The sequence below is a fragment of the Anaeromyxobacter sp. Red801 genome (assembly GCF_049201065.2).
Taxonomy (GTDB): Bacteria; Myxococcota; Myxococcia; order Myxococcales; family Anaeromyxobacteraceae; genus Anaeromyxobacter.
Genome location: NZ_CM181236.1, coordinates 431,162 through 449,878, shown reverse-complemented (window position 1 = coordinate 449,878; position 18,717 = coordinate 431,162). Strand labels below are relative to the sequence as shown.

The following is an 18,717-nucleotide window of genomic DNA, read 5'->3' as shown; positions in this document are numbered from 1 at the left end:
TCACGGCGCCGCCCGCGGCCGTCAGCGGCGGTCGCCCACGCGGAGCGCGGTGGGCGCCGGCGCCGGGCGCACCGGCTCCCGCGGGTAGCGGAGGTTCGTGACCATGTCCTGCACCGCCTGCGGCGGGGCCGGCGTGCGCAGGGAGACGGCCACCAGGACCGCCAGGTTCACCAGCATCCCCACCGTCCCGAACCCCTGCGGCGAGATCCCCAGCCACCAGTGCGCCGGGCCGTCCAGCTCCGGGTGCCAGAACTTGAACCAGTGGACGTACGCGGTGGTCACCGCGAGCCCGCTCAGCATCCCGGCGATGGCGCCCTCGCGCGTGGCGCGCCGCCAGAAGATGCCGGCCACCAGCACCGGGAAGAACGACGAGGCGGCCAGCCCGAACGCGAGCGCCACCACCTCGGACACGAAGCCGGGCGGGTGGACGCCCAGCCAGCCCGCCACCAGCACCGCCACGGTGGCCGCGCCGCGCGCCCAGGCCAGCTCGCCGCGCTCCGAGACGCGCGGGATCCACATGCCCTTCACGAGGTCGTGCGCCACCGCCGCCGAGATGACGAGGAGCAGCCCCGCCGCGGTGGAGAGCGCCGCCGCCAGCGCGCCCGCCGCCACCAGCCCCACCACCCAGGGCGGCAGCCCGGCGATCTCCGGGTTCGCCAGCACCAGCACGTCGGGGTCGATCCGCACCTCGTTGCGGGCGGGGTCGCCGGAGACGCGCATCACCCCGTCGCCGTCGCGGTCGGTGAACCGCACCAGGCCGGTGCGCTCCCAGTCCGCCAGCCAGGCCGGCGCGTCGGCGTGGCGCTTCCCGTTCAGCGACTGGACCACCCCGGCCCGGGCGAAGGCGGCCACCGCGGGCGCGGTGGTGTAGAGCAGCGCGATGAACAGGAGCGCCCAGGCGGCGGAGGCGCGCGCGTCGCGCACCTTCGGCACGGTGAAGAACCGGATGATGATGTGCGGCAGGCCGGCCGTGCCGATCATGAGCGCCAGCGTGCTGAACAGCACGTCGATGCGGGGCCGCGTGCCGGCGGTGTAGCGGCCGAAGCCGAGGTCCGCGCCGATCCGGTCGAGCGCCTGGAGCAGGTGCACCCCCGGCTCGACCCCGAGCACCCGGGCGCCCTCCGCGCTGACCCGCCCGCCGAGGCCGAGCTGCGGCACCGGGTTCCCGGTGAGCATGATCGACACGTAGATGGCCGGCACCAGGTACGCGGCGATGAGGACGACGTACTGGGCCACCTGCGCGTAGGTGACGCCCTTCATCCCGCCCATCACCGCGTAGAACAGCACGATGGCCATGCCGAGCAGCACGCCGCGCTCCACCGGCACGTCCAGGAAGCGCGCGAACACCACCCCCACCCCGCGCATCTGCCCGGCCACGTAGGTGAACGAGACGAACACCGCGCACACCACGGCCACGCCGCGCGCCGAGCGCGAGTAGTAGCGCTCGCCCACGAACTGCGGGACCGTGTACTTGCCGTACTTGCGCAGGTACGGGGCGAGCAGCACCGCCAGCAGCACGTAGCCGCCGGTCCAGCCCATCAGGAAGATCGAGCCGTCGCGCCCGAGCAGCGCCACCACGCCGGCCATCGAGATGAACGACGCCGCGGACATCCAGTCCGCGCCGGTGGCCATCCCGTTCAGCAGCGGGCTGACCTGCTTCTCCGCGACGTAGTACGCGCTGGTGGTCCGCGCGCGGCCCCACAGGCCGGCGAGCGCGTAGAGCGCGAAGGACGCGGCGACCAGCACCCAGGTCCAGGCGACGGGGCCCACGCCTCAGTCCTCGAACACGCCGTGGGCGCGGTCGAGCCGGTTCGCGATCGCGACGTAGGCCGCCACCAGCAGCACGAACACGAGCTCCGCGCCCTGCTGCCCGAACCAGAAGCCGAGCGGGAAGCCGCCGAGGTGGAACGCGTCGAGCGCGTCGGCGAACAGGATGGCGGCGCCGCACGACACCGCGAACCAGATCGCCAGGATCGCGGCGACGGTGCGCAGGTTGGCCCTCCAGTACGCGTCCCGGCGATCCCGTTCCATGCGAGCCCTCCCGCGCGGCGTCCGGACGTCCGGGCCCGAGACTACCCCGCCTGCGGCGTTCTGGCCTCTCCCGGGACGCCGGATCCGGCCGCCTCGCCCCGGCCGGGCGCAACATTCGTCCGGCCCGTGCACCTCTTGCGCATACGCGCTGCGTCAACGACCCAACTCGGCGTACCTGCGCGATAATTCACGCAACCAACATGGGGGTTTCATCGCAGTTCGTGCGCGCAGGGACTGCGCCATGCGCGGTATTTGCGCGTTGGCCGTTGTAAACGCCGAATCCGGTGTGCTACCTCGTACCTCAGGCCACGCGGCTGGCGTCCCAACCTCACCGTGGAGGAAGAAAATGTCCGTGTCGTCGGCATCCCCTGTCCGACCCGTCCCCCCCGATTCCGGCGCACGCGCCGGCATCACCCGCGAAGAGAAGATGGTCATCTTCGCGTCGTCCCTCGGCACCGTCTTCGAGTGGTACGACTTCTACCTGTACGGCTCGCTCGCGGCGATCATCAGCAAGCAGTTCTTCGCAGGCGTGGACGAGCGCACCGGCTTCATCTTCGCGCTCCTCGCCTTCGCCGCCGGCTTCGCCGTGCGGCCGTTCGGCGCGGTGGTGTTCGGCCGGCTCGGCGACATGATCGGCCGGAAGCACACCTTCCTCCTCACCATCCTCATCATGGGCGGCTCGACGGCCATCGTCGGCATGCTCCCCAGCTACGCCACGATCGGCGTGCTGGCGCCCATCATCCTCATCTCGATGCGCATGCTGCAGGGCCTCGCGCTCGGCGGTGAGTACGGCGGCGCGGCCACCTACGTGGCCGAGCACGCGCCCCCGGGCCGCCGCGGCAACTTCACGAGCTGGATCCAGACCACCGCCACCCTCGGCCTGTTCCTCTCGCTCCTCATCATCCTCGGCACCCGCATCGGCCTGGGGAACGAGGCGTTCGAGAAGTGGGGCTGGCGCGTCCCGTTCCTCCTCTCGATCATCCTGCTCGGCATCTCCGTCTACATCCGCCTCCAGCTGAACGAGTCCCCGGTGTTCAAGCGGATGAAGGAGGAGGGCAAGTCCTCCAAGGCGCCGCTCACCGAGTCCTTCCTCCGCTGGAACAACCTGAAGATCGTGCTGATGGTGCTGTTCGGCGGCGTCGCCGGCCAGGCGGTGGTCTGGTACACGGGCCAGTTCTACGCGCTGTTCTTCCTCCAGCAGACGCTGAAGGTGGACCCGACCGCGTCGAACTACATGATCGCGGCCTCGCTGCTCATCGGCACGCCGTTCTTCATCGTGTTCGGCACGCTCTCCGACAAGATCGGCCGCAAGCGGATCATCATGGCGGGCTGCGTGCTCGCCGCGCTGACCTACTTCCCGATCTTCAAGGGCATCACCAAGTACGCCAACCCGGCGCTGGAGCACGCGCAGGAGTCGAACCCGGTCACGGTGGTCGCCGATCCCAAGGACTGCAGCTTCCAGTTCGACCCGATCGGCAAGGCGAAGTTCACGAAGTCCTGTGACGTCGCCAAGGCGTCGCTCGCGAAGAAGGGCGTGCCGTACCGCAACGAGGAGGCGCCCGCGGGCACCGTCGCCACCGTCAAGATCGGCGAGGTGACCGTCGCGAGCTTCGCCGGCAACACGCTCTCGCCGGCCGACTTCAAGACGCAGAACGCCGCGTTCGAGAAGGCGCTCGGCGGCGCCATCACGACGGCCGGGTACCCCGCCAAGGCCGACATGAGCCGGGTGAACTACCCGATGGTCGTGCTGCTCCTGACGATCCTGGTCATCTACGTGACCATGGTGTACGCGCCGATCGCGGCGTGGCTGGTCGAGCTCTTCCCGGCTCGCATCCGCTACACCTCGATGTCGCTGCCGTACCACATCGGCAACGGCTGGTTCGGCGGCTTCCTGCCGACCATCTCGTTCGCGATGGTCGCCGCCAGCGGCGACATCTACTACGGCCTCTGGTACCCCATCGTCATCGCGCTCATCACCGCGGTCCTCGGCACCCTCTTCATGCCCGAGACCAAGGATCGCGACATCCACCACGACTCGTAGCGCCGGCGCGGACCGTGACCCGTAGCCTCGTCGCGCTGGCGGCCGCCCCGGCCGCCAGCGCAGCCCGCGCCAGCGGCGACTCCGGCACCGCGTCCATGGGCGAGATGCACATGAGCGGCGCGCAGTTCGGGATGATGGCCGGTGGCCTGGCCGTGCTGGGCCTCGTCATCTGGGGAGTGGCGAAGGTCACCAGCAGGTAGTCGCCGCACATGTGCCGGGGCCGGACGTGCCATCCCGCGCGTCCGGCCCTTTCCCTTTCCGGAGGCGCCGCTGCGCGGCCCGCGCTCAGCGGCGGCCCGGCGGGCGCACCAGCGTCACGGTGCAGGGCGCCTCGAGCGCGACCTTGGTCGCGACGGTGCCGAGGATCCCGCGCAGCGGCACGTCGGGCGGAGGCGCGCCGATGACGAGGTGCTCGACCCCGTTGGCGCGCGCGTAGTCCACCAGCGCCTGCGCCGGATCGCCGGACTCGATCACGTGGAGCGAGACCTGCCCGGCCTCGAGGGCCAGCGGCTCGGCCCAGTGGCGCAGCAGCGCCAGGTGCTTGATGCGCTGGTGCGCGGCGGTCTCGTGGGCGCTCGAGCCGCCCAGCTCCGGGGTGGGCCGGATCACCGTGGCCACCGCCAGCCGCCGCGCGTCCTGCAGCGACAGGAGCCGCCGCACCGTCTGGCGGATGGCCTCGAACTGCGCCTCGTTGGTGTGCTGCGTGGCGATGCAGGCCAGCACGATGGCCGCCCCGGACAGCTCGGTGGACGGGAGCGCCAGCGGCGCCGGCTCGTAGCCGGCGGCCTTGATCCAGCGCCGCAGCACCGTGAGCGGCCCGGCGGCGCGCGCGGCGCCGCCCGCGCTCGGTGATCGCCACCTGGTCCGGGTGCGCCAGGTCGAACGCGACCTGCGCCGCCGAGGCGTGGCGGCGGCTCGCGTCCGGCTCGAGGCACCGCAGCACGAGCTCCTGGAACCACTCCGGCAGCGCCGGCACCAGGGCCCGCGGCGGGGTCGGGTCGCGGTACAGCCGCCGGCGCAGGCCGCCCGGCGTGGTGGGCGCGCCGAACGGCAGCCGCCCGGTGGCGAGCTCGTACAGCACCGCCCCGAGCGCGAACAGGTCGCTGCGCGGGTCGCTGCGCGCGCCGACCACCTGCTCCGGCGCGATGTACGGCGCCGAGCCGATGGGGCGCCGGAACTCCTCGGCGAGCAGGTCCGGGTAGTGGGCGTGGTGCGCGAGCCCGAAGTCCACCAGCACCGCCTCGCCGGTGGGCCGGAACACCACGTTCGCCGGCTTCAGGTCGAGGTGGATCGCCTCCTGCTGGTGCAGGTCGTGGAGCGCGGTGGCGAGCGCGATCCCGATGCGCACCACCTCGTCGAGCGGGACCGGCCCGTCGGCGACCCACTCCTTGAGCGAGCGGCCGCGGACCTCCTCCATCACCAGGTACGGCTGCCGCTCCAGGTCGCCGGCGGCCACGAAGCGCGGCACGTGCGGCCCCTTCAGCGCGGCGAGCACCGTCTGCTCCACCTCGAAGGAGATCACGCTGCTGGCCGGCTCCCCCGGGCCGAGCCGGGGGATCTTCATGATCATGGGGAAGCCGGGGTCGGGGCCGGTGACCCGGTAGATGACGCCCATGCCGCCCGCGTGGAAGCGCTCGCCGATGCGGAAGCCGTCCACCACGTCGCCGGGCCCGGGCAGGTCGCTCACTGGGCTCACTCCCCGTGCGCGAGGCGCTGCGCGAGCCGCTCGGGCAGCCCGGCCGCGCGCACCTTGGCGGCGGCGGCCGGCCAGTCGTAGGGGACGCGGTGGAAGGTGATGGACGCGCGCGCCACGTCCACGATGGCGTAGCACGCCGCGGTGTTCCCGTCGCGGGGCTGGCCCGCCGAGCCCACCACCGCGAGCCAGCGGCGGCGGGGCGGGGCCGGGATGGCCACCCCGGGGACGGGCCGGAACGCCACCGGCCGGTCGGCGGCGCCGGTGTAGTAGAGCACCGGCTCGTGGACGTGCCCGCAGAACACGTAGGGCGCGCCCGCCGCGGCCAGGCTCCGCTGCGCGTGCAGCGGGTCGGTCACGTAGGCCCACTCCCCCGGCGCGTCGGCGCTGGCGTGCACCAGCACCAGCGGATCGCGCCGGATCACCAGCGGCAGGCCGGCCAGGAACGCGCGCGCGGCCGGCCCGAGCCGCTCGCGGGTCCACCGCACCGCCTCCTCGGCGGTGGGGTTCATGGTGGCCGCCTCGCGCGCCTCGAGCACCGCGGCGTCGTGGTTGCCGAGCACCACCAGCGCGCCGCGCTCCGCGTGCGCCTGCACCAGCTCGAGCACCGCCACCGGATCCGCGCCGTAGCCCACCAGGTCGCCGAGGAACGCGTGGCCGTCCACGCCCGCCGCCTCCGCGTGCGCGAGGCAGGCGGTGAGCGCCTCCAGGTTCGCGTGCACGTCGGCGAACAGCGCCAGCCTCATGCCCACCCCCGAGCCGCGTGGCCGCGGCGGACCGCCGGTCCGGCCCCGCGGGCCAGCATAGCAAGCGCAGGCCGTGCGGCCGCGCGGCGCCAGCGTTGCGCCAGCGACCGGGCGTGCGGCCGCCTGCCTCCCCCGATCCGCCGCCGCAATCTCACGCTCCGTGCGTATTGACCCGGGGGAAACGCAAAGCGTTCGCGCAAGCGGTGCGTCGCGCGCGAATCATCGACCCGAACCGGCGACGTCGATTGACCGAGGTCAGCAATTCGCGCAATTTTGTGCGCGGGCGCCTCTATCGTTCGCGCATTTCGTGCTGTAGGCTTGCCGCTCGAAACACCCGAACCCACGATGTGCGAGCTCCCCACGCAATCGAGGTCCTCGGGGAGAAGCCCGGCTGACTTGTCGCACTGCACTTTCGAGAGACGCCCGGCGCGTTCGCGCAGGCATCCAAGGAGAGTCAAATGGCAGAACCGGCACGGAGCGGTCCCAGCACGGAACCAAAGGGCCACAAGAGCGCGCTCCAGGTCCTCGATTCCCCCGACTTCAAGGCCCTCGTGAAGAAGCGGTGGAGCGTCAGCATGGTGCTGCTCGCCCTGCTCTTCGTCGGCTACTACGGCTTCATCCTGCTGCTCGCGACGAACAAGGCGCTCGTCACGACCAAGGTCGGCGAGGTCACCACGCTCGCGATCCCGCTCGGCGTCGCGGTGATCATCTTCGCCTGGCTGCTCACCGCCTACTACGTGGGCTGGGCCAACAAGTCGTACGACCCCGAGGTCGAGCGGCTGAAGTCGCAGCTGAAGCGCTGACCCGGATCGCACCAGGAGACCCGTGACCATGACCCACCTCGGCGTGATCCAGCAGCTCATCCTCCAGCAGGCGCAGCAGGCGGCGCCCCAGGCGACCACCACCCTCGGGAAGCCGACCGTCGCGTCCATCGGCTTCTTCTTCCTGATCGTGGCGGTGACGCTCGTCATCACCTACTTCGCGGCCAAGAAGACCAAGACCTCCTCCGAGTTCTACGCCGCCGGCCGCAGCGTGTCGGCGCTCCAGAACGGCTTCGCGCTCGCCGGCGACTACATGTCCGCCGCGTCGTTCCTCGGCATCTCCGGCATGGTCGCCCTGAAGGGCTACGACGGCATGATCTACGCCACCGGCTGGCTCGTCGGCTGGCCGGCGCTCATGTTCCTCGTGGCCGAGCCGCTCCGCAACCTGGGCAAGTTCACCTTCGCGGACGTGGTCGCGTTCCGCCTGCGCCAGAAGCCGGTCCGCATCGCGGCGGCCATCGGCGGCATCCTGACGGTGCTCTTCTACACCATCGCCCAGATGGTCGGCTCCGGCGCCCTCATCCAGCTCATGTTCGGCCTGAAGTACGAGATCGCCGAGATCATCGTCGGCGTGGTCATGCTCGCGTACGTGCTGTTCGGCGGCATGCTCGCCACGACCTGGGTGCAGATCATCAAGGCCGGCCTGCTGCTGTTCGGCGTGACCATCCTCACCGGGCTCGTGCTCGCGAAGTTCGGCTTCAACCCGGGCAACCTGTACCAGGCGGTGGTGGCGCAGTACGGCCAGCAGTCGCTCGAGCCGGGCGGCTTCGTCGCGAACCCGGTGGAGGCGGTCTCCCTGGGCCTCGCGCTCATGTTCGGCCTGCTGGGCCTGCCGCACATCCTGATGCGCTTCTACACGGTCCCGGACGCCAAGGCGGCGCGCAAGTCGGTGCTCTACGCCACCGGCCTCATCGGCTACTTCTACCTGATCATCCCGATCGTCGGCTTCGGCGCGGCGGTGCTCACGCCCGGCGGGCGCGCGTTCATCACCTCGATCGACAAGGGCGGCAACATGGCCTCGCCGATCCTGGCGGAGCAGCTGCTCGGCTCCGGCTTCCTCGGCTTCATCGCCGCGGTCGCGTTCGCGACGATCCTCGCGGTGGTGGCCGGCCTCACGCTGGCCGGCGCGTCGGCCTACTCGCACGACATCTACGTGAACGTCATCAAGGGCGGGCACGCGACCGAGGAGGAGCAGGTCAAGGCCGCCAAGACCGCCACGGTGGTGTTCGGCATCTTCGCGGTGGGCCTGGGCATCCTCTTCAAGGGCCAGAACGTGGCGTTCATGGTCGGCCTGGCGTTCGCCATCGCCGCCAGCGCGAACTTCCCGGCGCTGCTGATGTCGATCGTCTGGAAGCGCTTCACCACCCAGGGCGCGGTCTGGTCCATCCTGGTGGGCGCGTTCTCGTCCTGCATCATGATCCTGCTCTCGCCCACGGTCTGGGGCGAGGTGTTCCACCACCTGGACGCCGCCGGCAAGCCCTACGGCATCCTGCCCTGGAAGAACCCGGCCATCTTCTCGATGTCGGCCGCGTTCATCGCGGGCATCGTGGTGTCCCTCGTGACCGCCGACCAGGGCGCGCAGGACAAGTTCGAGGACGAGAAGCTCCGCACCTACCTCGGCGTCGGCGCCGAGTAGCGTCCCGGGCGGCGGCGCCTCCTCGACGCCGCCCCGAAGCAGCGCGGGCGGGCCCCTCCGGGCCCGCCCGTTTCTTTTCGACCTCGGGGCCCCGCGGCCCCCGGCCGCCTAGAACCTGCGGAACTCGCCGTCGGCGACCTTCCCGTTGCGCGCCGCGAGCGCGGGGGCCTCGGGCCCGGCCTGGGCCGGGCGCGCGACGGGGCGCGGCAGCGGCGCCGGCGCGGGCAGGTGCGGCACGGCGGCTGGCTGCGGCCGCGGGACGGCGTGGCCGTGGGCGCGGTGGTCGGCCGCGAGCTGGAAGAAGCCCATCAGCTGCTGCAGCGCCTCCGCCTGCGAGGCCATCTCCTCGGCGGTGGAGGACAGCTCCTCCGCGGCGGAGGCGTTCCGCTGCGTCACCTGGTCCACCGTGGACATGGCCTTCGACACCTGCGACACCCCGGCCGACTGCTCCTGCGACGCGGCCGCCACCTCCTGCACCAGGTCGGACGTCTTGCGGATGGCGGGGAGCAGCTCGGCGATCATCTCGCCGGAGCGCACCGCCACCGCCACCGAGGAGGACGCCAGCCCGCCGATCTCCTGCGCCGCCTTCTGGGCGCGCTCGGCCAGCTTGCGGACCTCGGTCGCGACCACCGCGAAGCCCTTGCCGTGCTCGCCGGCCCTCGCCGCCTCGATGGCCGCGTTCAGGGCGAGGAGGTTCGTCTGGTAGGCGATCTCCTCGACGATCCCGATCCGCTCGGCGATCGCGCGCATCGCCTCGACCGTCTCCCGCACCGCGGCGCCGCCCGCGTCGGCGCTCTTCACGCCCGACTTGGCCATCGCCTCCGACTGCCGGGCGGCCTCGGCGTTCTGCGTGATCGACGCGCTCATCTCCTCCAGCGACGAGGTGGTCTCCTCCACGCTGGCGGCCTGCTCGCCGGTGCCCTGCGAGAGCGACTGCGCCGTGGCCGACACCTGCGCGGACGCGCCGGTGAGCGCCTCGGCGCCGCCGCGCACCTCGGCGATCACGGTCGTGATGCGCTCGGCGGTGGCGCGCATGGCCGCCTGGAGCCGGCCGGCCTCGTCGGCGCGATCCACCGTGGGGAGCTCGCGCAGGTCGCCCTGCGCCATCCGCTCGAGCGCGGCGACCACGCCGCCCACCGGCGTCACCACCGAGCGCGTGATCACCACGCTGAGCACGCCGCCGAACAGCACCGCGATCACGAGCGTGAAGGCGAGCGTGGTCCGGACCGAGGACGCGACCGCCCCCACCACGTCCGCGCGCGACTGCATCTGCCGGTGGTGCTCCTCTGCGAGCACGTCGGAGGCCTCCACCACCGCGCGCGCCGGCGCCTTGAAGGCGGCTGCCGCGGCGTTGCCGGAGTCGGTCGAGCCGTGCTTGCCGGCGCGGATCTCGCCGAGCAGGCGCGACATGCCGGTGGTGTAGGCGTCGAGGTCGCGGTGGATCGCCGCGAGCCGCGCCCGGTCGTCCTCGCCGGCGAGCCGATCGAGCTCGGCGAGCGCGGCGCGGAGCTGCGCGAGCTCGCCGTCCCACTGCCGCTGGTAGTCGGCCACCTCGGCGGCGTCCTCGATGTTGATGAGGACGTCCTTCTCGAACCGGCGCAGGCCCAGCGCCGCGGCGCGCGCGTCGTCGGCGTGCCGCGCCATGAGCGCGTCGCCCCCGAGCATCTCGGCGGTGGCGGCGCTGATGCGCTCGGTGCCCCGGTAGCCGGCCCCCGCCACGGCGGCGGTCGTCAGCACCATGAGGCCGAAGGCGAGGAGCAGCCGGACTCGGATCGACAGGTCTCTCACACATCCTCCCGGCGCGGGCGCGCCAACGGCCGGGCACCCTGTGCAAACCGAGGCCCGATCCGGGTGCGCCACTTTGCCTCACGCATCAGGTGGACGTGGGGCGCCGGAACGCCCCAGGTCACGCGGCCTTGGGACCCCGCGGGGCAGGTTTCACCGGCCCAGCCGCGATCGGGTATGGGTCAACCCAGGGTCCCCGGGACGGCCCCGTTCTTGCTCTGTCAGTGATGGCGCGCCGCGCCGCCCGTGGGCCGGCGCCGCGGGCGGGTCAGGGCGCCAGCTCGGGCACGTGCGCCGCGAGGACGCGCTGCAGCTCCGCCAGCTCGGGACGGCGCGCGAACGCCTCGCGCACGTAGCGCAGCGAGGCCGGGATGGAGACCAGGAAGCCCGGGTTCCCCTTCACGCGATCGATGAACACGAAGCGGCCGGCGTCCTTCAGCTTGCGCTGCACGGTGAGGAGGTCGAACGTGGCGCGGAACGGGCCGTACTCGAGGCGCGGGCCGCCCGCGGCGGCGAACCGGTCCAGCCAGCGGCGCAGGAGCGCGTCGATCAGCTCGGGCTCGAGCTCCACGTAGCTGTCGCGCAGCAGCGCCACGAGGTCGTACTGGCGGGGCCCGAGCAGCGCGTCCTGGAAGTCGATGACCGCCTGCGCGCCGGACGGCAGCACCATGATGTTGCGCGACTGGTAGTCGCGGTGGGTGAACCCGCGCGGCTCCGCCGCGAGCGCCGCGGCGATCCGGTCGAAGTCGCGATCGACCACCGCGCGCTCCGCCGCCGAGAGCCGCGCGCCCTTCCAGGCCTCGAGCCCCCACTCCACGAAGTGGTCCAGCTCCCAGCGGTACAGCTCCTCGTCGAACGCGCGGGTGAACGCGACGCACCCGCCCGGCCGGGCCTCGGCCGCGGCGCGCAGCCGGGCCAGCTGGTCGATGGCGTCCTCGTACAGGCGCGCGCGGGGCGCGCCGGCGAGCAGGCGCGTCTCGAGCATGTCGTCCCCGAGGTCCTCCAGCACCATCAGCCCCTCGGCCTCCTCGAAGGAGAGGATGGCGGGCACGCGCACGCCCAGGCCGGCGAGGTAGCGCTGCACGTCGACGAACGGGTTCACCGCGGGCGCGCCGCCCTTGGTGACCTCCTCCGGCTTCGCGTCCGGCGGCATCACCATGACCACGTGCGAGCACGGGAGCTCGCCGACCCGCCAGTAGCTGCGCAGCGACGCGTGGCCGGCCAGGCGCCGCACCGGCGCGCGGGAGACGTCCTCGCCGGTGGCGCGCGCCACCGCCGCGCGCACGCGGGCCTCGGTCTCCATGGGTTCGCTCATGCCGTGGGCCTCGCCTCTCCTGTGCGCTCGCGCCGGGCCGGTCCGGCGCGTTGACGCGGGTCACGCCGCCTGCCTATAACGCCGGGATTCCCGTCGATCTTTCCGGATCCGGAGCCCCCATGGCCTACCACGAGACCGTCCTCTCCGCGATCGGGCACACGCCGCTCGTCCGCCTGCAGAAGCTCACCGGTCCGGACGACGCCACCGTGCTCGTCAAGCTCGAGTACCTGAACCCCGGCGGCTCCATCAAGGACCGCATGGCGGTGCACATCCTCGAGAAGGCGGAGCGCTCCGGCCTGCTCCGGCCCGGCGGCACCATCGTCGAGAACACGAGCGGCAACACCGGGGTGGGCCTGGCCATGGCGGCGGCGGTGAAGGGGTACCGCTGCGTGTTCACCATGCCGGACAAGATGTCGAAGGAGAAGCAGGACACGCTGAAGGCGTTCGGCGCGAAGGTGATCGTGACGCCGACCAACGTGCCGGCCGACTCGCCCGACAGCTACTACTCGGTGGCGAAGCGCATCGCGGCGGAGACGCCGAACAGCTTCTACGTGAACCAGTACCACAGCCTCGACAACGTCGAGGCCCACTACCAGCTCACCGCCCCGGAGATCTGGGAGCAGACCGGCGGCAAGCTCGACGCGTTCGTGGCCGGCCTGGGCACCGGCGGGACCATGAGCGGCTGCGGCCGCTTCTTCAAGGAGAAGGACCCCGCCATCCTCAACGTCGGCGTGGATCCGATCGGCTCCGTCTACCACTCGATGTTCAAGACCGGGAAGCTCTCGCACCCCCACGTCTACAAGGTGGAGGGCATCGGCGAGGACATGATGTGCGGCGCGATGGACCTCTCGGTCCTCGACGACGTCCGCCAGGTGAACGACGCCGACGCCTTCGTGATGGCGCGCCGGCTCGCCCGCGAGGAGGGCGTCTTCGCCGGCGGCTCCTCCGGCGCGGCGGTGCACGTCGCGGTGAAGCTCGCGAAGGAGCTGGGCAAGGGCAAGGTGATCGTGGTGCCGCTGCCCGACGGCGGGCGCGCCTACATCTCGAAGTTCTACTCGGACGAGTGGATGCGCGACAACGGCTTCCCGGTGGGCGCCGGCGGCCCGGTGTCCGCGGCCACCGTGAAGGACGTGCTCGGCCGCCGCCGCGGCGAGGTCATCTCCGCCCGCAAGACCGACAAGGTCGAGGCGGTGGTGAAGAAGATGAAGGAGCACGACATCTCGCAGATGCCGGTGGTGGACGACACCGGCCGCGCCATCGGGATGATCCACGAGTACGACCTGCTCAACTTCCTCATCGAGGGGAAGCACCGCCTCACCGAGGTGGTCGAGCCGCTGGTGCAGCCGCTGCAGGGCGTGGTGGAGCCCGACACGGCGCTCGCGCGCCTGCGCGACATCTTCAACGACGACCACGTGGCGGTCGTGAAGGAGGGCGACCGGGTGACCGGCATCGTCACCAAGATCGACCTCATCGAGTTCCTGGCGCAGCGGCTCCGCTAGCCGCGCCGCCCCTCCCACGGAGCGACCATGGCCGACGCCGAGACGAAGCCCGGGTTCGACACCCTCGCCATCCACGCCGGCCAGGCGCCGGATCCGACCACCGGCGCGATCATGACGCCGGTCTACCTGTCCTCCACCTACGTGCAGGCCTCGCCCGGCGTGCACAAGGGGTTCGAGTACTCGCGCACCCGCAACCCCACGCGCGACGCGCTCCAGGGCTGCCTGGCGGCGCTGGAGGGCGGCCGGCACGCGCTCGCGTTCGCCTCCGGCCTCGCCGCCACCGACGCCATCCTCCACCTGCTCCAGTCGGGCGACCACGTGCTCGCCTCCGACGACGTGTACGGCGGCACCTTCCGCATCTTCGACAAGGTGTTCCGCCGCCACGGGCTGGAGTTCTCCCACGTGGACATGAGCGACCCGCGCAACGTGGAGCGCGGGCTGCGCCCGAACACGCGCCTGGTGTGGATCGAGAGCCCCACCAACCCGATGCTGAAGATCGTGGACCTCGCCGAGGTGGCGCGGATCGCGAAGGCGCACGGGGCGCGCACGGTGGTGGACAACACCTTCGCCACCCCGTACTTCCAGCGGCCGCTCGAGCTCGGCATCGACGTCGTCGCCCACTCCACCACCAAGTACCTGAACGGCCACTCCGACGTGATCGGCGGGGCGGTGGTGACCTCCGACGACGCGCTGCACGAGCGGCTCGCGTTCCTGCAGAACGCGGTGGGCGGCGTGCCCGGCCCGCTCGACAGCTTCCTGGTGCTGCGCGGCCTGAAGACGCTGCACGTCCGCATGCAGCGGCACGCCGAGAACGCGCTGGCGCTGGCGCGCTTCCTCGAGGGCCACCCGCAGGTGGAGCGGGTCACCTACCCCGGCCTGGCCTCGCACCCGCAGCACGCGCTCGCCGCCCGCCAGATGAAGGGCTTCGGCGGCATGCTCACGTTCGTGATCCGCGGCGGGCTGCCGGCGGCGCGGGCGTTCCTCGAGCACGTGCGGATCTTCGCGTGCGCCGAGTCGCTCGGCGGCGTGGAGAGCCTCATCGAGCACCCCGCCATCATGACCCACGCCTCGGTGCCGAAGGAGACGCGCGAGGCGCTCGGGATCGCGGACGGGTTCATCCGCGTCTCGGCCGGGATCGAGGCCGTGGACGACCTCCGCGCCGACCTCGAGCGCGGCTTCGCCGCCGCGCGCCGCGCGTGACGGCGGCCCCGGTCCGTGCCACGCTCGCCCGCATGAGACCGCCCGCCGCCGCCTGCCTCGCCGCCGTCCTCGCCGTCCTCGCCGCCCCGGCCGCCCGGGCCGACGACGACGGCCCCGACGCGCAGGTGCTGACGCTGCGCGCCGGCGCGTGGATCCCGGCCGGCCCGTCCATGGCCGGCCTCGACCCCGGCCCCGAGGGCGAGCTCACCCTCGGCATCCGCCTGCTCCGCTGGCTCGGCGCCGAGATGGGCGCGGGCGTGGCCCGCCCGTCGTCGACCGCGGCGGCGGTGCGCGACGCGTCCGGGGTGGAGCGCACCGTGGAGCCGCGGCTGTGGGACGTGCCGGTGGGCGGCGGGCTGCGCGCGTTCCTGCCCGTCGGCCCGGTGGAGCTCTCCGCCGCGGCCGGCGTCGCGGTGCACTTCGTGAGCGCGGAGCGCGACGTGGCCAGCGGCGCCACCACCGCGGTCACGAGCGAGAAGGAGGAGGACGCGTCGCTCGGCGGCTGGGCCGCGCTCGCGGCCATGGTGCCGGTGGGGCGCCACACCTCGCTCGGCGTGGAGGGGCGCTTCACCGTGCTGCGCCCGCACCTGTTCGGCGAGCGCCAGCGCCTCGACGCGTTCGCGGCCGGGGTGCGGATCGCGCAGGGGTTCTGACCCGGGCCCGCGCGGCGCGCCGCCCCGCGCCGCTCAGCGCTCCTCGGGCGGGCGCAGCGCGCGGAAGCGCCGCCAGAGCAGCAGGTCGTAGAGGACCTTGAGGCCGCCCGAGAGCAGGAAGGGGACGCTCGCCAGCGCGCCGGCGCCGGCGTAGAGCGGGCCCGCCAGCACCGGGGCGAGCGCCGAGCCCACCGTCCGCGCGATGCCGGTCACCCCCGCCGCGGCGGAGCGCTCGTCGGGATCGACCACCGCCACCGTGTAGGACTGGCGCGTCGGGACGTCCATCTGCGAGATGGAGAAGCGCAGCAGCAGCACGCCGATGGCGAGCGGCAGCGTGGGCATGAGCGGCACCAGCGCCAGGAGCAGGTTCGAGGGCAGGTGCGTCGCCACCATGGTGTTCACGAGCCCGATGCGGCGCGCGATGGCCGAGGCGGACAGCGCCGAGATCCCGGCGAGCACGTTCGCCCCGAAGAAGATCGCGCCGATGGTGGCGGGGCTGGCGCCGAACCGGCGGTGGAACCACCAGGCCACGAAGCTCTGCACCACCAGCCCGCCCGCGAACGCGTCGAGCGAGAACAGCGCGGACAGCTCCAGCACCGTGCGCCGGGAGCGGTGCAACCCGAGGAACGCGGCGCGCGGCGAGGCGGCCGGGCGGGCGGCGGTCTCGACGCGCGGGGTGAGGCGCAGGAACGTCGCCGCGAGCACGAGCCCGAGCGCCCCGTACAGCGCGGTGACGGCGCGGTAGGAGGCGAGCGGGGCGAGGCCGCGGCGCTGCAGCGCGCCGGCGAGCGCGCCGCCGGCGAGCGCGCCCAGCGCCGTCGCCAGCGCGCCGGCCAGCTGGTACCAGGCGAACGTGGCGGTGCGGCGCTGCGCGGGCACCGCCTCGGTGAGCGCCGCCTGCTCGATGGCGAGGAACGGCCCCACCTCGTTGCCGGACGGGCTCATCACGCCGACGGTCGCGGCGAGCAGCAGCAGCGGGAACGCGGTGGTGGCGGAGAACGCGGCGCCCGCGAGCACCATGAGGAGCGCGCCGGCGACGAGCATGCGGCGGCGGCCGATCCGGTCGGCGCGGGTGGTGATCCAGAGCGAGAGCGCGGTGTCGCCGAGCAGGGTGAGCGTGAGGAGCGCGCCGATGCGCGGCTGGTCGAGCCCGGCCGCCTCGAGGTGCAGCACCAGCACGACCGAGAGCAGGCCGTACGCGAACAGCCGGACGGCCCGGGTGGCGAACAGGGTCGCGACGTCGCGGGGCGGCCGGCTCACGGGCGGTCCGGCGCCGGAGGGGCCCCCGCGCCGGCGCGCTCCGGGGTCCGCGCCGCCAGCGCGAGGCGCGGGAAGCGCAGCGCCACGGCGAACGCCGCGCCGGCGATCACCGCCACCGAGGCGAAGATGGTGCCCATGGCGCCCTGCAGCGCCCCCGCGAGCGGCGCGAGCACGCTCGCCTCGATCGACGCCCGCTCCGGCCCGAGCAGCCGCGACACCAGCGCCGCGTCGGCGCCGCCGCCCGCGAGCGCGTGCGCGAGCACGCCGCCGAGCACGCCCACCGAGAGCGTGCCGCCGATGGTGCGGAAGAACATGGTGGTGGCGGTCGCGACCCCGCGCCGGTTCCAGGGCACGCTGGCCTGCACCGCGATGACGAGCGGCGTGGAGGCCAGGCCCATGCCGGCGCCGTACGCGAACGCGAGCGCCTGGGGCAGGACGAGCGGCACGCCCGGGCGGAGCAGCAGCGCGAGCGCCACCGCGGCGAGCGCGGTGAGGCCCATGCCGGCCCGGACCAGCGCGCGGTAGCCGGTGCGCGGGAGCAGCCGCCCGGACAGCGCGCTGCAGATGGGCCACCCGACCGCCATGGGCGCGATGGCGCTGCCCGCCTGCGTGGGCGTCCCGCCGAGCACGCTCTGGACCCAGAGCGGGACGAAGGTGACCATGCCCAGCATCGCCGCGCCGAGCAGCGCGTTCGCCGCGGACGACACCGCGATGATCCGGTCGCGGAACAGGTCGAGCGGGAGGAGCGGCTCGGGCGCCCGCCGCTCCACCGCCAGGAACGCCGCCAGCGCGGCGGCGCCGAGCGGCAGCGCCAGCAGCCCGGTGGCGGGCGAGCGCACCGCGAGCAGCGCCGAGACCACCGCGATCGAGAGCAGCGCCGCCCCGGCCACGTCGAGCTTGTGGGCGTGGCGCTCGGGCCGCTCGTGGTAGACGAGCGCCAGCACCAGCGCCGAGCCGAGGCCGAACGGCACGTTCAGCCAGAAGACCCAGCGCCAGGAGGCGAGGTGCACGATCGCCCCGCCGAGCAGCGGGCCGACCAGGCCGGCGATGCCCCAGACCGCGCCGAACACGCCCTGGATGCGCGCGCGCTCCTCCGGCTCGAACAGGTCGCCGGCGATGGTCAGCGTGACCGGCTGGATGGCGCCGGCGCCCAGGCCCTGCAGCGCCCGCGCGGCCACCAGCGCCTCCATCGACCGGGCCATCCCGCAGGCGATCGAGCTCGCCACGAACAGCGCGAGCCCGAACAGCATCACCACCTTGCGGCCCTTCAGGTCGGCGAGCTTGCCGTAGATGGGCACGCTCACCGTGGCGGTGAGCATGTAGGCGGCGAAGGCCCAGGCGTACAGCGCCAGCCCGCCCAGCTCCCCGACCACCGACGGCATGGCGGTCGAGACGACCGTCATCTCCATCGCGGCGAGGAACATCCCCAGGAGCAGGGCGACGACGGTGAGTCCGCGGTGGGTCCGGCGCATGGTCGTGGATCGGGAGGGGCCCCAGCCACGGGCTGGGGAGGGGCATTGCCCCTCCCCGCGGGGACCTCGCGAGCACCCGCACAGCGGGTCGCGAGGTCACGGGCCCCGCGAAGCAGGGGTGGGGCCCCGACGGCCTTGCCGGCGGGGCGGGGACGCAGTCCCCGTCGTAGTGGAACCGACCCGGCGCGTCAACGCGGAGCGCAGGCCGGACCCGGCCCGCCGGGCGGCGGGCGGGCCCGGCCTGCGTGCGGCGGGGGCTCAGCGCTGCGAGGACGCGGGGACGGGGGCGGCGCGCAGGCCGGCCTTGCGCATGATGATCTCGGCCGGGCAGAAGCCGGTGAAGCCGCTCTGGAACAGGTTCGCGCCCACGAACACGGTGAGCCAGAGCCACCGGACGTTCACGAAGAGCGGGCTGGCCTCGACGCCCAGCAGGAGCGAGGCGAGGACGAAGGTCCCGGCGAGGATGCGGACACCGCGTTCGGCGGTCATGACGTGTCTCCTTCGGGGCGTCCAGCGCCCCTCATTGCAGGCGTGAGAGGCCGGGAACGCCGGGAAGGGTTCGCGG

Annotated in this window: 16 protein-coding genes and 1 pseudogene; 7 read left to right on the top strand and 10 right to left on the bottom strand. The window is 73.2% G+C overall.

All coding sequences use genetic code 11. The features are described from left to right. Positions 1-21: 21 nt before the first annotated feature. Positions 22-1,770 (bottom strand): sodium:solute symporter family protein, encoded by a 1,749-nt coding sequence (locus ACOQFB_RS01950; RefSeq protein WP_059437102.1) that lies wholly within the window; start codon positions 1,768-1,770, stop codon positions 22-24. Between the two features lie 3 nt (positions 1,771-1,773). After that, positions 1,774-2,031 carry a DUF4212 domain-containing protein gene (locus ACOQFB_RS01945; protein ID WP_059437103.1) on the bottom strand — a complete coding sequence of 86 codons (258 nt, stop codon included), beginning with the start codon at positions 2,029-2,031 and terminating at the stop codon, positions 1,774-1,776. A 427-nt stretch (positions 2,032-2,458) separates the two neighbouring features. Between ACOQFB_RS01945 and ACOQFB_RS01940 the strand changes: the two genes are divergently transcribed. Further along, positions 2,459-4,072, top strand: a complete 1,614-nt coding sequence (locus tag ACOQFB_RS01940) for an MFS transporter (protein WP_304511061.1) — start codon at positions 2,459-2,461, stop codon at positions 4,070-4,072. A gap of 14 nt (positions 4,073-4,086) precedes the next feature. Then, positions 4,087-4,272, top strand: a complete 186-nt coding sequence (locus tag ACOQFB_RS01935; RefSeq protein WP_059437105.1) for a hypothetical protein — start codon at positions 4,087-4,089, stop codon at positions 4,270-4,272. Positions 4,273-4,357: 85 nt separating this feature from the next. Here the strand turns inward: ACOQFB_RS01935 and ACOQFB_RS01930 are convergent, their stop codons facing one another. The 3 genes and pseudogenes from ACOQFB_RS01930 to ACOQFB_RS01920 all read right to left on the bottom strand — a co-directional run bounded on the left by ACOQFB_RS01930 (position 4,358) and on the right by ACOQFB_RS01920 (position 6,511). After that, entirely contained in the window at positions 4,358-4,879 is a 522-nt protein-coding gene (locus ACOQFB_RS01930; RefSeq protein WP_494492431.1) for a universal stress protein, read from the bottom strand. 154 nt (positions 4,880-5,033) lie between these two features. Continuing rightward, positions 5,034-5,636 (bottom strand): annotated as a pseudogene (locus ACOQFB_RS01925) (serine/threonine-protein kinase); the annotation flags it as partial. 128 nt (positions 5,637-5,764) lie between these two features. Then, entirely contained in the window at positions 5,765-6,511 is a 747-nt protein-coding gene (locus ACOQFB_RS01920) for a metallophosphoesterase family protein (RefSeq protein ID WP_059437121.1), read from the bottom strand. Positions 6,512-6,969: 458 nt separating this feature from the next. On the opposite strand from ACOQFB_RS01920, the gene ACOQFB_RS01915 reads away from it, so the two are divergent. Then, the gene (locus ACOQFB_RS01915) at positions 6,970-7,314 is read left to right on the top strand and encodes a DUF485 domain-containing protein (protein WP_059437107.1); all 345 of its coding nucleotides are present in this window, start codon (positions 6,970-6,972) and stop codon (positions 7,312-7,314) included. A gap of 28 nt (positions 7,315-7,342) precedes the next feature. Further along, positions 7,343-8,968: a solute symporter family protein gene (locus ACOQFB_RS01910; protein ID WP_059437108.1), complete on the top strand. Its 1,626-nt coding sequence runs from the start codon at positions 7,343-7,345 to the stop codon at positions 8,966-8,968. A gap of 108 nt (positions 8,969-9,076) precedes the next feature. Here ACOQFB_RS01910 and ACOQFB_RS01905 read toward each other — a convergent pair whose 3' ends face one another. Beyond that, positions 9,077-10,756 (bottom strand): methyl-accepting chemotaxis protein, encoded by a 1,680-nt coding sequence (locus ACOQFB_RS01905; protein ID WP_059437109.1) that lies wholly within the window; start codon positions 10,754-10,756, stop codon positions 9,077-9,079. Positions 10,757-11,021: 265 nt separating this feature from the next. Further along, positions 11,022-12,068, bottom strand: a complete 1,047-nt coding sequence (locus ACOQFB_RS01900; protein ID WP_421610731.1) for an aminoglycoside phosphotransferase family protein — start codon at positions 12,066-12,068, stop codon at positions 11,022-11,024. A 119-nt stretch (positions 12,069-12,187) separates the two neighbouring features. On the opposite strand from ACOQFB_RS01900, the gene ACOQFB_RS01895 reads away from it, so the two are divergent. Genes ACOQFB_RS01895 through ACOQFB_RS01885 form a run of 3 tightly spaced genes read left to right on the top strand, consistent with a single transcriptional unit; the run spans position 12,188 to position 15,420 of the window. Beyond that, entirely contained in the window at positions 12,188-13,567 is a 1,380-nt protein-coding gene (locus tag ACOQFB_RS01895) for a pyridoxal-phosphate dependent enzyme (protein ID WP_059437111.1), read from the top strand. A 27-nt stretch (positions 13,568-13,594) separates the two neighbouring features. Continuing rightward, on the top strand, positions 13,595-14,767 hold the full coding sequence (locus ACOQFB_RS01890) for a cystathionine gamma-synthase (RefSeq protein WP_059437112.1): 1,173 nt from the start codon (positions 13,595-13,597) through the stop codon (positions 14,765-14,767). 32 nt (positions 14,768-14,799) lie between these two features. Next, complete coding sequence (locus ACOQFB_RS01885; protein ID WP_237757871.1) at positions 14,800-15,420, top strand: hypothetical protein; 621 nt, start codon at positions 14,800-14,802, stop codon at positions 15,418-15,420. A gap of 33 nt (positions 15,421-15,453) precedes the next feature. Here the strand turns inward: ACOQFB_RS01885 and ACOQFB_RS01880 are convergent, their stop codons facing one another. The 3 genes from ACOQFB_RS01880 to ACOQFB_RS01870 form a co-directional block, all read right to left on the bottom strand. Next, a complete protein-coding gene (locus ACOQFB_RS01880; RefSeq protein ID WP_421610730.1) occupies positions 15,454-16,680 on the bottom strand; it encodes an MFS transporter in 1,227 nt (408 codons plus the stop codon). Further along, positions 16,677-18,152 (bottom strand): MDR family MFS transporter, encoded by a 1,476-nt coding sequence (locus ACOQFB_RS01875; RefSeq protein ID WP_421610729.1) that lies wholly within the window; start codon positions 18,150-18,152, stop codon positions 16,677-16,679. The genes ACOQFB_RS01880 and ACOQFB_RS01875 overlap by 4 nt, the downstream gene beginning before the upstream one ends. 258 nt (positions 18,153-18,410) lie before the next feature. Then, a complete protein-coding gene (locus ACOQFB_RS01870; RefSeq protein WP_421610728.1) occupies positions 18,411-18,641 on the bottom strand; it encodes a YgaP family membrane protein in 231 nt (76 codons plus the stop codon). Positions 18,642-18,717: the final 76 nt, after the last annotated feature.